11 protein-coding genes and 1 pseudogene are annotated in these 13,208 nt (G+C 59.4%); 8 read left to right on the plus strand and 4 right to left on the minus strand.

All coding sequences use genetic code 11. The features are described 5' to 3' along the window. The first annotated feature begins 196 nt into the window (after positions 1 to 196). On the plus strand, positions 197 to 1,426 hold the full coding sequence (locus GFER_RS15800) for an integron integrase (RefSeq protein WP_082048132.1): 1,230 nt from the start codon (positions 197 to 199) through the stop codon (positions 1,424 to 1,426). Positions 1,427 to 1,752: 326 nt separating this feature from the next. After that, positions 1,753 to 3,198 carry a glyceraldehyde-3-phosphate dehydrogenase gene (locus tag GFER_RS15805; RefSeq protein WP_040100947.1) on the plus strand — a complete coding sequence of 482 codons (1,446 nt, stop codon included), beginning with the start codon at positions 1,753 to 1,755 and terminating at the stop codon, positions 3,196 to 3,198. Positions 3,199 to 3,351: 153 nt separating this feature from the next. On the opposite strand, the pseudogene rpsU reads toward GFER_RS15805, so the two are convergent. Continuing rightward, positions 3,352 to 3,528, minus strand: a pseudogene (gene rpsU, locus GFER_RS15810) (30S ribosomal protein S21); the annotation flags it as partial. Between the two features lie 114 nt (positions 3,529 to 3,642). Then, positions 3,643 to 4,770: a THUMP domain-containing class I SAM-dependent RNA methyltransferase gene (locus GFER_RS15815; protein WP_040100950.1), complete on the minus strand. Its 1,128-nt coding sequence runs from the start codon at positions 4,768 to 4,770 to the stop codon at positions 3,643 to 3,645. Between the two features lie 106 nt (positions 4,771 to 4,876). Here GFER_RS15815 and GFER_RS15820 point away from each other — a divergent pair, with 106 nt between their 5' ends. The 6 genes from GFER_RS15820 to rdgC all read left to right on the plus strand — a co-directional run bounded on the left by GFER_RS15820 (position 4,877) and on the right by rdgC (position 9,955). After that, entirely contained in the window at positions 4,877 to 5,767 is an 891-nt protein-coding gene (locus GFER_RS15820; RefSeq protein ID WP_235264111.1) for an ATP-binding protein, read from the plus strand. Between the two features lie 70 nt (positions 5,768 to 5,837). Beyond that, on the plus strand, positions 5,838 to 6,377 hold the full coding sequence (locus GFER_RS15825) for a cytochrome c3 family protein (protein ID WP_052446499.1): 540 nt from the start codon (positions 5,838 to 5,840) through the stop codon (positions 6,375 to 6,377). A gap of 211 nt (positions 6,378 to 6,588) precedes the next feature. After that, entirely contained in the window at positions 6,589 to 7,323 is a 735-nt protein-coding gene (locus GFER_RS15830) for a PilZ domain-containing protein (protein ID WP_040100952.1), read from the plus strand. Between the two features lie 113 nt (positions 7,324 to 7,436). Then, the gene (locus GFER_RS15835; RefSeq protein ID WP_052446500.1) at positions 7,437 to 8,195 is read left to right on the plus strand and encodes a J domain-containing protein; all 759 of its coding nucleotides are present in this window, start codon (positions 7,437 to 7,439) and stop codon (positions 8,193 to 8,195) included. 24 nt (positions 8,196 to 8,219) lie between these two features. Beyond that, positions 8,220 to 8,687: a YqaA family protein gene (locus GFER_RS15840; RefSeq protein ID WP_040100954.1), complete on the plus strand. Its 468-nt coding sequence runs from the start codon at positions 8,220 to 8,222 to the stop codon at positions 8,685 to 8,687. Positions 8,688 to 8,779: 92 nt separating this feature from the next. Continuing rightward, a complete protein-coding gene (gene rdgC / locus GFER_RS15845; protein WP_040100955.1) occupies positions 8,780 to 9,955 on the plus strand; it encodes a recombination-associated protein RdgC in 1,176 nt (391 codons plus the stop codon). A 254-nt stretch (positions 9,956 to 10,209) separates the two neighbouring features. Here the strand turns inward: rdgC and aat are convergent, their stop codons facing one another. Together aat and clpA are read right to left on the minus strand one after the other, a co-directional pair. Continuing rightward, positions 10,210 to 10,893 carry a leucyl/phenylalanyl-tRNA--protein transferase gene (gene aat, locus GFER_RS15850; RefSeq protein WP_040100957.1) on the minus strand — a complete coding sequence of 228 codons (684 nt, stop codon included), beginning with the start codon at positions 10,891 to 10,893 and terminating at the stop codon, positions 10,210 to 10,212. Positions 10,894 to 10,965: 72 nt separating this feature from the next. Continuing rightward, positions 10,966 to 13,194 carry an ATP-dependent Clp protease ATP-binding subunit ClpA gene (gene clpA, locus GFER_RS15855; RefSeq protein WP_040100959.1) on the minus strand — a complete coding sequence of 743 codons (2,229 nt, stop codon included), beginning with the start codon at positions 13,192 to 13,194 and terminating at the stop codon, positions 10,966 to 10,968. Positions 13,195 to 13,208 lie beyond the last annotated feature (14 nt).

The following is a 13,208-nucleotide window of genomic DNA, read 5'->3' on the forward strand; positions in this document are numbered from 1 at the left end:
GCCCCTCCTTTTTTTGAACCTAACCATCTGATTATGCGACATGCAGCTTTTTTCCAAAAGGTGCGATGTCATCCAAAAATTTTGTTGGAATATGCTCAAGTTTGTAGCAAAATTCCCCACGGTAAACTCTATTATGCAATCATAATCCGCATGCGGTGTGCTTATGTCGCATGCAACATAAGCACGGAGGGGCATTATGTTGAGTGATTTCCAAAGGGCGCTTGACGCCGATAAGTCGTTGAATCCAAAGCATGTTCCATATCTTGTTCGCTGGGTGCGGGATTGTTACAAATTCTTTCGCAAGGCCCCTGCCGAACGACTGTCACTCGAACAAATCCAGATTTACTTATCCCATCTGAAATCAACCCGCGAAGATTGGCAGATCAAGCAGGCGGAACAGGCTCTCAGGCGCTTTGATTTTTTTCTGTCCGCGAAATCGGCGCCGCTTCCCGTGGTGGCCGACTGCAACGCCTGGGACCAGATCCTTGCGCAAACGCGCGATGTCCTGCGCGTCAAGCAACTGGCTCTTAATACCGAGAAATCCTACCTCGCCTGGATTCGCCAATTCCAGCGTTTCCTGGGGGCCAAGTCACCCCAGGGGATTTGCTTTGACGACATGCGGCGTTTTTTGTCTTACCTGGCCGTGGAGCGCGAGGTTTCGGCCTCGACCCAGAATCAGGCATTAAATGCGATTCTCTTTCTCTTTCGGAATGTGCTCGACATCGATACCGACGAAACAATCGACGCGGTTCGGGCACCAAAGCGGCGGCGCCTGCCAGTTGTACTGTCTTCCAAAGAGATTCAGCAGGTCTTTGCGGCCATGGACGGAACGCCACTGCTGATGGCCATGCTGACCTACGGCTGCGGTCTGCGACTGAACGAATGCCTCAATCTCAGGGTCAAGGATCTCGACATGGAAAGAGGCTTGGTCATTGTGCGTTCGGGCAAGGGCGACAAGGATCGCCGCACGGTTTTTCCGGCCCGTCTTCGTGATGACCTGGCGGCTCATTTGCTCGAGGTGCGCACCCTGTTCGACAATGACCGTAATCAGGACATGAATGGCGTTTTTCTTCCCAAAGCTCTGGAACGAAAATACGTCAATGCCGGCAAGGAGTGGGGATGGTTCTGGGTTTTTCCGGCACGCGGCGTTTCAACAGACCCGCGCAGCGGGATCATTCGCCGCCATCACCAGCATCCCAGTCTTTTGCAGCGGGCTTTTCGCGATGCAATTCGCTCCGCGGCGATCGCCAAGCCGGCTACCATTCACACCCTGCGTCATTCCTTTGCCACCCACCTGCTTGAGGGTGGCACCGATATTCGCACGATTCAAGATCTGCTCGGGCATGCCGATTTGCGCACGACGATGATTTACACCCACGTCGCGGAAAAAAACACCTTGGGAGCCATCAGCCCGCTGGATCGTTGAAACATTTGCGCGAAAACAACAAAAGCCGCCCACGGACGTTCCCGTCCGCGGCGGCTTTTGTGATTTATTCTTCGGCCATGACTTCGTTGATCATGCCTGCCCTCTTGGTTCCGCACTGCACAGCAAAAGATTGCATCCAATACAGGCGACATTAGCGCAAAGTGCCACGACGGGCAAGGGCAAATCACCGAACGGGCGGCGAAGTCCTTGTCGGAGCGTTAAATTTCGCCGCATGGGAGGTTGAAAAATCTTCGCTCATCATTTACCATGCGGAACGTTTAGCCGCCGGGCGAACGATTTTTTCCTGAAGGAGCACAGGCGCAATCATGAGCATTTCCAAAAGCGAGGCGTATTTTAAAGACTACAAGGAGCGCGAGGCCCTGGCCGAGCGCATGCTGCCGTTGATCGGCGCTCTCTATCGCGACCACGGGGTGGTGATCAGCGTGTACGGGCGCTCCATCACGCGCGGCACGGCCATCGACATTCTCAAGGCGCACCGCTTCGCCCGCCAGATTCTCGAAAACGAGCTCTCGGTGCGCGAGACCTATCCGGTGCTTGAGGCCATGACCAAGCTGGAGTTGGCTTCGGCGCGTGTCGATTTGGGCAAGCTCACTGTGCGCTATCTGTCTCAGGGCATGGACATCTCGGTGGAGCAGTTCGTGCGCCAGGAACTAGGTGGGATCAACACCGGTAAGGCGTCCGTCCTCAGTGAACCCCAGGACGTGGTGCTGTACGGCTTCGGCCGCATCGGCCGGCTGCTGGCGCGCATTCTCATCGACAAAACCGGGGGCGGCGACAAGCTGCGCCTGCGCGCGGCAGTGGTGCGCAAAGGCGGGCCTGACGATCTGATCAAGCGCGCCAGCCTGTTGCGCCGTGATTCGGTGCATGGGCATTTTCACGGCACCATCATGGTGGACGAGGAAGAAAACGCCATTATCGCCAACGGCAACCTGATTCGGCTGATCTATGCCGACAGCCCGGAGGATATCGACTACATCCAGTATGGCATCAAGGACGCTCTGCTCATCGACAACACCGGCAAGTGGCGCGACCGCGAAGGGCTTTCGCGCCATCTCAAGTCCAAGGGCGTCGCCAAGGTGATTTTGACGGCTCCGGGCAAGGGCGATCTGCCTAACGTGGTGTTCGGCGTCAACAACGAGTTGATCACCGCCGACGAGCGGATTTTCACCGCCGCCAGTTGCACCACCAACGCCATCGTGCCGGTGCTCAAGGCGGTCAACGACCGTTTCGGCATCACTCAGGGGCATGTGGAAACCTGCCACAGCTACACCAACGACCAGAACCTTATCGACAACTACCACGCCGGCAATCGTCGCGGCCGCAGCGCACCCCTCAACATGGTCATTACGGAAACCGGCGCAGCCAAGGCTGTGGCCAAAGCCGTGCCTGAACTGGCCGGAAAGCTCACCGGCAATGCGATTCGTGTGCCGACGCCCAACGTCTCCCTGGCGATCCTTAATCTTGAACTGGAGCAGGAAACCAGCGTTGAGGAGCTTAACCTCTACCTGCGCGACACCTCTCTCGATTCGCCCCTGCAGAACCAGATCGACTACACCAACTCGCCGGAGGTCGTATCCAGCGACTTCGTCGGCTCGCCTTTCGCGGGCATCGTCGACTCTCTGGCCACCATCGTCAACGGCAAACGCTGCGTTCTCTACGTCTGGTATGACAATGAATTCGGCTACAGCTGTCAGGTGGTGCGCATGGCGGAGAAGCTGGCCGGACTGGATTTTCCCATCTATCCGCATTAAACAGGGCCCCGGGAGGCGATCAAACAATCGCTTCTGAACGGCGGCTTTACCGCCTCCCGGAATCAAACCAAAAAAGGCTGCCCCCTGGGGGACAGCCTTTTTTGGTTTGATTCAATCCGATAAAAAGCGAGATCAGTCGGAACGCCGCACCATGCGCAGTTTCTTGCGCAATCGACGCTGGGCTTCCTTTTCCTTGCGCTTGCGCTTGACGCTGGGCTTCTCGTAGAACTTGCGCTGCTTCATTTCCCGAAACAGGCCCTCCTGCTGCAACTTGCGCTTGAGCACTTTGATCGCCTTATCGACATTGTTGTCGATAACCGTGATTTCCACCGAATCACCTCGCTTTCCCTGCGTTTTTCAACTTCTGCCAATTTTTTCGGCAGAAATAGGGCGTCAGTATAACGGGGACATCGGAGGATTGCAACGGAATTTTCCGGAGAAAAGTCAAGATATAGAAAAAAGATAGAGAGGAACCGACAACCCCCCGTGGGCAAAAACCGGCCCGGCGCGCAAATTCAGCCCCGTGGCGCGCGCCAAACCAGAATCGGGAAGCAGAAAGCCGCCCCGCCAGCCAACCGCGCGGGTGCGCAAAAAGCGGCCGAACTCGGCAAAAAACGCAGCAAGGTTGTGGCTCTCACCGATCCGTTGGCCATAAGGAGGGTTACACAACAGGATGCCGGGGCCGGTCGGCACCGACAGGTGGCGAAAATCTCCCGCGCGCAAAGCGAGATACTCCGCCACACCTGCCCGCTCGGCGTTACGTCCGGCAACGGCGAGCAAGTCCGGATCAAGTTCGCTGCCGTGCAGGAGCAAGGCAGAAGGATGGGTCATGGCAGCCATCGCCTGTTGCCGCAGCACCTGCCAGCGTCCCGCGCGAAAGCGCGGCCAGTGCTCGAAGGCAAAGGTGCGCTGCAAGCCTGGAGCGCGCCGGCAGGCCAGGTGAGCCGCTTCAATCAACAGGGTGCCCGAACCGCACATCGGATCCCAGAGCGGCAGGTGGGGCTGCCAGCCGACCTCACCCAGCAGGGCGGCGGCCAGAGTTTCGCGCAGGGGCGCCGCCCCTTGCTCCAGTCGATAGCCGCGCCGGTGCAGCAATTCACCGGAACTGTCGATGGAAATCAGGGCGCGATCATCCTCGAAACGCACCAGCACCCGTTGCGCAGGCCCTTGCGCGCCCGCTGGCTCCCGGTTACCCCCGAGCGCCCGGCTGATGGCGGCCGTCAAGGTTTCGGCGATGCGGCCGGTATGCATCAATCGTGAGCGGCGGCACACCGCGCGGATCTCCAGGGGCGTCTGTGACCGAAGAAAACGCCCCCAGGGCAGCCGCACGGATTTCTGGAACAACTCGGGGAAGCTGCAGGCGCGGATTTCGGCAAAACGCACCAGAATGCGACTCGCGCTGCGCAACCAGAGATTGGCGCGGTAGATGTCGGCCAATTCGCCGCGAAAGGCGACTCCGCCGTGCTCCGCCACGGCCGGCAGGCCCAGGGCGTCGAGTTCAGCCACACAGCTCGTTTCGCAGCCCGGGGCCGTCACCGCAAAAAGATCAAACAGGGGTTGCGCCACACACACCTCGCAAGACTCTCCGACACCAGCGCCGAAACGAAGGCGCAGACTTTACCACAGGTCACACAATGCTGTAAATTGCAGGGATTCCCAAACCAAGGAGCCTTACCCCATGATGAATTACCCCCCGGTGAATATTGACTGGGCCTACCTGGCCGAAAAAATCGAGCGTCTGCTGGATCTCTCCGACGAGTTTCTCAGCCGCAAACTGGCCGACGAGGTGGATGTGGATCCCCAGATGTTCCGCGACCACGTCGCCTTTCGCTGGACCCATGAAGGCCTGCTCGAAGCCGTGGCCTATCCCGACATTCCCGACAGCGCAGAGCTGCTCGGCATCGATGATATTCTGCTGCGCCTGCGGCAGAATACCCGCCAGTTCGTCGCCGGCTTTCCGGCCAACAATGTCTTGTTGTGGGGTGAGCGGGGTACGGGCAAATCCTCGGCGGTCAAGAGCCTGCTGCGCGAGTTTGCCGAACAGGGCCTGCGCCTCGTCGAACTGCACAAGGACGACCTCTACCACCTGCCGATCATCACCCGCGCCCTGCGCAGCCAGCCGTTTCGCTTCATTTTATTCTGCGACGAGCTGTCTTTCGACGAATCGGAAACCGGCTTTCGCGAACTCAAGGCGCTGCTCCAGGGCGGCATCGAGGCCCCGCCGCCCAATGTCCTGATCTATGCCACGGCCAACCGTCGGCACCTGATGCCGGAGCGTTTTGCGGAGCGCGACGCGGAGGCCGAAATCCACCCCGAAGAAGCCGTTTCGGAAAAACTCTCCCTATCGGATCGCTTCGGCATTACCCTGGGCTTTTATCCCATCAACCAGGCGCTCTACCTGGACATCGTCAGCCATCTGGCCGCGCGCCGCCAACTTGACATTTCCCCTGCGGACCTTGAGCGCGAAGCTCTGCAATGGGCCCTGTTGCGCGGCGCCCGCTCAGGACGAGTCGCCCGACAATTCATCGACGATCTCAGTGGACGCCTGGCCTTGGAACAATCTGCCTGAGTCAAACTCTTCCCTGGCAAAAACCAGAAATTTCTGATAAAATTGGCGAAGTCTTATTTTTGGAGATTTCATGAAATACTTTTACTTCGCCCTGCTGGTGCTTCTGGGGTTCCCCCTATTTGTCGAGGCCGGGCGCATCGTCGATATCGCCACCATTGAGGTGGATGCCACCGGCCCGGTCCAGTTCAGCCACTACCGCCACCTGGAAAAGCTGGGAACCAATTGCAAGCAGTGCCACAACAGTCTCTTTCATATCCGCAGCTCTGAAAACCCCCGCGTCACCATGGAAGACATGGCCGCGGGCCTAAGTTGCGGGGCCTGCCACAATGGGCGCCAGGCTTTCAGCGCCACGCGTAACTGCTACCGCTGCCACCCCACCCGCGAGGTCAACTACTCGGTGCCCGATATCGGGGATGTGCTGTTCAGCCACCAATCCCACTTGTCGATGTTCGGCTGCACCGACTGCCATCCCGAGCTGTTCCGCGCCGGCAGTGGCAACCCGACCGTCAGCATGGCGCAAATGGAGCAGGGGCTTTCCTGCGGTGCCTGTCATGACGGCGCCGGCGCCTTCGATGTCGCAGATAATTGCGCAGCCTGTCATGCCATGTGAGGTCGCGATGTCGCTGACAAAACGCGGCACAGCGGCCGCGACCTGACGGCGGCCTCGGGGCTTCTCTGTTGTCCGGGCTTCCTCGCGGCGCAATGCGCGCCCAGGGCTTGGACATCCGGATATTTTTTCCCTCAGTACCTGATCCTGGAACATAATTTGCCCTGGTTGATCAATTCCGCTCCGGCCGAACACCCCGCAAGGAGGACCATCGTTGCTCAGCAAATATTTCAAACCGGGACAGAAGGTCCAGATCTATCCGCAAACAGGCGCGGCCTCGCCGGATCAGCTCGAATCACTCACGGCCCATGTCGTCAATTGCGGCGGCGAGGGTCTGGAATTGTCGCTCCCTTACCAGACACACGCCGGCGAAGAATATCCTTTTCAAAGGGATATGGTCCTCGATCTCGTTTCCCAGTCCTTCGGCCTCGGGGTTCGGGCTCGCGGCCGCATCGCCGGGCTGCGCGACAAGAGTCTCATTCAGGTGAGCTGCTCGACCCCCCTGGAGGCTTTTCAGCGCCGCACCCAGCCCCGCATCGAGGTCTCCGTGGGCCTGCGTTATGCGCGTGGGCGCGGAAACCTGCGCTCCATGCTCGACAAGTGGCGAAAAAATGTCGCCTTGCTGCAACAGTCCTGCGCTGCTGAGCGGCGCCAGAACTTCACCTACCGCCCCGCCAATCTGAGCGGCGGCGGAATTCGTTTTGACTGCCCGGAGCAGATCGAGCCTCCCGAACTCTGCATGCTGCTGCTGGAACTCACCCCCGACACCCCACCGGTATGCGCCTTGGCCGAGATTGCCTGGGCACGGCCTGCCGAAAAGCCCGGCTGGAACACCCTGGGCATGCAATTTACCCACATCAGCAAGGCCGATCAGAAAAGAATCTTCGATTTTGTCGCCCAGACCCGGCACCGCCAAGAGCAAGCGGCAAACGAACCGGATGATTCCTGAATTCGACCGGTTCTTGTCGGTTGCGCCGCTTGTCCTTTGTCCGCCTCTGGTGTATAACAGATTCTCATCCGGTCCACAGATTCAGCTGCTATTCCATGCCGGGGAGATTCGGATTGAGTACCGCCATCCAAGAAACTGAAATCCTCAAGGCGTGTCGCACCCTCTTCGGAGCCGATGTCTGGTTGGATCGTCGTTTCCTGCTCTATCTGCAACACGACGGGGCCAAGGCCGCCTTCCGCAAGCGCGCCAAGGAAACTCATCCCGACCGCTTTCCCGGCGAGCCCCAGGTCCAGCAGCGACAATCCGAGCAATTTCAGGCTGTAACCCACGCCTACGATCTAATCAACGGCTTTCTCAGCACCCGTGACCGCGGCCAGTGGCAACCACGGCCACCCATGCACGGCGCGGCAGCCGCGCCGCGGCCCTCCGAAAAATATCGCCGAGCATCTTCCGAAGCAACGGCGCCGTTGCTCTCGCGGCACTATCAGATAGGCCTCTTTCTTTACGCGCGCGGATTCATCCCCTACCGCTCTCTGATCGAAGCTCTGGTCTGGCAGCGCCGCCAGCGTCCCGCCATCGGTGAAACCGCACGCCGTTGGGGCTGGCTCAACGAGACGGCTGTCCGCACGGTTCTCAACCACCGCGCCAGCGCCCGCCGCTTTGGCGAAAAAGCGGTTGAGCTGGGCTTGCTGACGCCCTTTCAGGTGCGCACACTGCTTTTTTATCAGCGCAGCAAACATCCGCGTCTCGGGCAGTACTTCGTGGAAAAGGGCCTATTGTCCGAATCCGAACTCGAACAGTTGGTGCTTGAGCTCAGAGACCACAACCAGCGGGTGCGCAATGGGCGCCCATCGACGCAAACCACCTTCTGACAGCCGCTAACGACACCCATTCCCATGGAAACCCTGCTTGCCGCTCTGGCCTCGGAACATGCGCTCATCGCCCTGTTTCTCACCGCCTTTCTCGCCGCCACCCTGCTGCCCCTGGGTTCGGAATGGCTGCTGGTGGTGCTCTTGCTGCAAGGGCACCCCATCGTCGTGACGGTGCTGGTGGCGACTCTCGGCAATACCCTCGGCGGGGCGACCAATTATGTCATCGGCTGGGGGGGGGAGCGCTGGTGGCGGGGCCGCCCGCCCCCCCTGCGCCAGAACCTTCGCTTGAGCCGCGCGCAGGCGCTGATGCGCCGCTATGGCGGCCTGGCCTTGTTGTTTTCCTGGCTGCCGATAATCGGCGATCCGCTGTGTCTGGTGGCCGGGATTTTGCGTTTTCCTCTCATCGGTTTCTTTATCCTGGTCGGCCTGGGCAAGCTCGGTCGCTACGCCGTTCTCGCCTGGGCGACTCAGCAAGCCGCCGGCTTGGCGTGAGAATCCCTGCGTAGCGCAAACAGGCCTTGCCTTTGCCGGCCCAACGCGGTATCCCCTTATTCCCCAATTTTTTTACCGGAGGTTTTATTACTATGGGCATCCTTTCAAATACCGTCAGTTTCCTGCAGTACCAGGTTGTGGGAGAGCTTCCTCCCGGCGAGCCCGCCGAGTGGGCCGCGCCGCTGCTGGCGAAAAACGCCTTTGTCGCCATTGACAACAGCAGCGAGGAGAGCTCCTCGGGATGGGCGAGCCTCGATGACCCGCAGCGGGTGGATTTTTCCGAGAACCGTGACTTTTTCCGCCCGCCGTACCTTAGCTTCTCTCTGCGCCGCGACCAGCGTCGGGTTCCCGCCGCGGTTCTGCGCCAGCACCTTGAGCGGGCCGAAGAAGAGTTTCTCGCCGCCCACCCCGGCTTGCAACGAGCTCCCAAAGACAAGCGCGAAGAATTGCGAGAGAATGTCAAGGGCGCGCTTCTCGCACGTACCCTGCCGACCCCGAGTCTTTACGATGCCGTCTGGGATATCGAACGAGGGATTCTGACCTTCACCGGCACCAATGGGAAAATCGCTGAAATTTTCGAGGGACATTTCCGTCAGACCTTCGATGGGCTTCGGCTTGTGGCCCTGCATCCTGTCGCCCGCGCTCGCGAGGTTATTCCCGAGGCACTGCGACCCGTCCTGGACAAGGAAAACAAAGCGACCACGGATGCTGTCCTTGAGCAGATTCAGGAAAACACCTGGCTCGGGGCTGATTTTCTGCGCTGGCTGCTGGCCCGTACAGTCAGCGGCCGCAGCAACTTCCAGGTGCGCCGCGACGGACCGGCAGCCCAGAAGGAAAATTTCATCGCTTTTCTTGACAATCGACTGCTGCTGGCCGCCGGTCCCCAACGGGTCGCGGTCGCCGGCCCCCAGGACCACTATCGCGAACCCCGCATTGCGCTGGAAACCGGCAAGGAGATCGCTGAAGCCACTATTTTCATGGAAAAAGGAGAAGACGCCTGGAAAACCACCCTCAAAGGTGAGCAGTTTCTGTTCCGCTCCTTCAAGGCGCCGAGCGTCAAACTTGAAAAAGACGACATCACCGATGAGCAGAGCGAGCGCGAAGCGATTTTTTATGAGCGCATGCACGTACTTGCCGAAGGCCTGCAGCTCTTCGACAGCCTTTTGGCGGACTTTCTCGAAGAACGTCTGGCCGACGACTGGCCGCGGCGCAATCAGGAAATGCAAGAAGTTCTGGGGTTGGATCGGGAAGATGAACCGAATGAATAACGACAGGAAAACGTAACTGTTCAGCATGCACCGCAGGGTGCGGCGGCATCGCGTGCGGCAAAAACTCACCTGCGGCTCAAACATTTGCCGCAGCACTCAACCGCCGCACCCTGCGGTNCCGCAGGGTGCGGCGGCATCGCGTGCGGCAAAAACTCACCTGCGGCTCAAACATTTGCCGCAGCACTCAACCGCCGCACCCTGCGGTCCTGTTTTGGACGTTGCTGCTGAATAGTTACTGGAAAACAACAAGAGGCTCAGGAAAAATCCCCCGTCTGGGGATGCGCTGAGGGCATGACTCCGCCGCGGCGCAGGCGCTGAAGAAACGCATTGCGGGGGATGGCCCGCGCCCCCAGGGAACTCAGGTGGGCACTGGCCATCTGGCAGTCGAGCAGCTCGAAATCCCTGGCCTTGAGACGTTCGACCAGGGCCACCAAGGCGACCTTGGAAGCGTCGGTTACGCGGTGGAACATGGACTCGCCGAAGAAACAACGCCCCAGGCAGACTCCGTAAAGACCGCCGACCAAATCCCCGTCTCGCCAGATCTCGGCCGAGTGGGCATGGCCCATCTCATGCAGCCGCAGGTAGCTCGCTTTCATCTCCGGGGTGATCCAGGTGCCTTCGGCTTGGGCGCGCACCCCTGCGCAAGCGTCGATGACCTGCTCAAAAGCCTGGTCAAAAGTGACGGTGAACAGTTTGCGGCGCAGGATTTTAGCCAGGCTGCGCGAAATGCGCAGTTCGTTCAGTTCGAGAATAAAACGCGGATCGGGTGACCACCACAAGATCGGGTCGCCTTCGTTGAACCAGGGAAAAATCCCCATGGAATACGCCAGCAACAACCGCTGCGGATTCAGATCGCCGCCAACGGCCAGGAGGCCGCCCTCTTCGGCGAGTTCGACAGGTGGAAAAACCGGATCGGCGATAAGCTGATAAACAGGCACAGGCGTTGGTCACGAAAGGCAGGACGCCGGAGCAAGGCAAACCTTGCTCCGGCGCCGGGGTTTATTACAGGCTCAGGAATAGCTGAAAGTCAGCCGCTCGTTTTTAAGACCAACGCTCAACCGTCCGCCCTTGCTCAGGCGGCCGAAAAGAATTTCATCGGCGATAATATCGCTGATCTCGGCCTGAATCAGGCGTCCCAAGGGTCGCGCGCCGAACACCGGATCATAGCCGCGACGCGCCAGATGGGTACGCGCCTTGGGCGACAGAGTCAACCTCACATTGCGTTCCTTGAGGCGATCCTGCAACTCGCCGACAAACTTGTCCACCACCTTTTCGATGATCGGCAGATCCAGGCTGTGAAAGGAAATGACCGCGTCGAGGCGATTGCGGAATTCCGGCGAAAAATGTTTCTCCACCGCCTGGCGCGGAGCGCCCATGGCGCGCTCGCCAAAGCCGATGGGGTTGGCGCTCATCTCGCGGGCGCCGACGTTGCTGGTCATGATCAGCGCCACATTGCGAAAATCGGCCTTTTTGCCGTTGTTATCGGTGAGACTGCCGTGATCCATGACCTGCAACAGGATATTGAACAAATCCGGATGCGCCTTCTCGATCTCATCGAGGAGCAGCACCGCGTAGGGGTTTTTCACCACGGCATCAGTCAACAGCCCGCCCTGATCAAACCCAACGTAGCCGGGCGGTGCACCGATCAGGCGCGACACCGAATGCTTCTCCATGTACTCGCTCATGTCGAAGCGCAGAAATTCAACGCCGAGCTGCGCCGCCAACTGCTTGGCGACCTCAGTCTTGCCCACTCCGGTAGGCCCGGTGAAGAGAAAGGAACCGACGGGCTTTTCCGGATGACCGAGACCGGCCCGGGCACGGCGGATGGCCCGACTCAGAGTATCAATGGCATCGTCCTGCCCGAAAACCACCCGCTTGAGATCGCGCTCCAGAGTTTTGAGCCGCCGTCGGTCGGAAGTTGATACATTGCGCGCGGGAATGCGCGCAATCTTGGCCACCGTCGCCTCGACCTCGGCGACCGTCACGGTCTGCTTGAGCTGAGGTTGCAGCTTGAGCGCCGCGCCCACCTCGTCGATAACATCGATGGCTTTGTCGGGCAGGTGACGATAGTTGATGTGCTTGGCCGCCAATCGCGCCGCTGCCTCAACAGCCTCATCCGTGTAAGTCACGCCGTGGTAGTCTTCGTAATAGCGTTTAAGCCCCTGAATAATCTCGATGGTTTCGTCCACCGAAGGCTCAAGAATATCGATCTTCTGAAAGCGCCGCGAGAGCGCGCGGTCCTTATCGAACAGATTCTTGTATTCCTCAAAAGTGGTCGAGCCGATGCAGCGCAGGTCGCCCGAAGCCAACACCGGCTTGAGGATGTTGGACGCATCCATGGAGCTGCCGCTGGTCGCGCCGGCGCCGACGATGGTATGAATCTCGTCGATGAACAGGGCCGCCTTGGGCACCTTGGCCAGGGCGTTGATCACCGCCTTGAGCCGCTCCTCAAAATCACCGCGGAACTTGGTTCCCGCCAGCAGGGACCCCATATCCAAGGCGTAAATCTTGAATTCTTTAAGCATCTCCGGCACCGAATCTTCGAAGATGCGCCGCGCCAGACCTTCGGCGATGGCCGTTTTGCCGACCCCTGAATCACCGACGTAGATGGGGTTGTTCTTGCGCCGTCGGCATAACACCTGAATGGTGCGCTCCAATTCCAGAGCCCGACCGATGAGGGGGTCGATCTTGCCCTGGCGAGCCCGTTCGACCAGATCGACGGTAAAGGCGCTCAGGGGATCACGATTAGGCGCGGCCTTGGCCGGGGACTCTTCGCGAGTCGGCGGCGGGCTCTTTTCCGGTTCGGGATATTTGGCCACGCCGTGCGAGACAAAATTGAGTAGATCGAGGCGCGACACGCCCTGGGCTTCAAGGTAAGCAGCGGCATGAGAATTCTTCTCCTCGAGAATCGCGGCGAGCACATCGCCCAGACCGATCTCTTTCTTCCCTGAAGAGTGCATGTGCACCACGGTGCGCTGCAGCAACCGCTGCAGGCCGATGGTCTGCTCAGGAATGAAATCCTCCTCGCTGGGCAGGGTCTCGAGTTGATGGGCAAAAAAATCCTCGAGCATGTTTTTGAGCTCGGCCACGTCGCCGCCGCAGGCGTGAATCATCCTCTGGCCTTCTTCTTCGAACAGAATCGCGAAAAGGATGTGCTCGGTGGTCAGATATTCGTGATGACGGCGCTGCGCTTCGCGCACCGCCAGACTGAAAGCGATTTGTACATCCTGATTAAACATGCCTGCACCTATAT

This window comes from Geoalkalibacter ferrihydriticus DSM 17813 (genome assembly GCF_000820505.1).
GTDB classification, from domain to species: Bacteria; Desulfobacterota; Desulfuromonadia; order Desulfuromonadales; family Geoalkalibacteraceae; genus Geoalkalibacter; species Geoalkalibacter ferrihydriticus.

Coding starts and splice junctions, on each gene's coding strand:
- GFER_RS15820 (WP_235264111.1), top strand. CDS start 4,877: ATGATGAATTACCCCCCGGTGAATATTGACTGGGCCTACCTGGCCGAA.
- clpA (WP_040100959.1), bottom strand. CDS start 13,194: ATGTTTAATCAGGATGTACAAATCGCTTTCAGTCTGGCGGTGCGCGAA.
- rdgC (WP_040100955.1), top strand. CDS start 8,780: ATGGGCATCCTTTCAAATACCGTCAGTTTCCTGCAGTACCAGGTTGTG.
- GFER_RS15800 (WP_082048132.1), top strand. CDS start 197: ATGTTGAGTGATTTCCAAAGGGCGCTTGACGCCGATAAGTCGTTGAAT.
- GFER_RS15805 (WP_040100947.1), top strand. CDS start 1,753: ATGAGCATTTCCAAAAGCGAGGCGTATTTTAAAGACTACAAGGAGCGC.
- GFER_RS15840 (WP_040100954.1), top strand. CDS start 8,220: ATGGAAACCCTGCTTGCCGCTCTGGCCTCGGAACATGCGCTCATCGCC.
- GFER_RS15825 (WP_052446499.1), top strand. CDS start 5,838: ATGAAATACTTTTACTTCGCCCTGCTGGTGCTTCTGGGGTTCCCCCTA.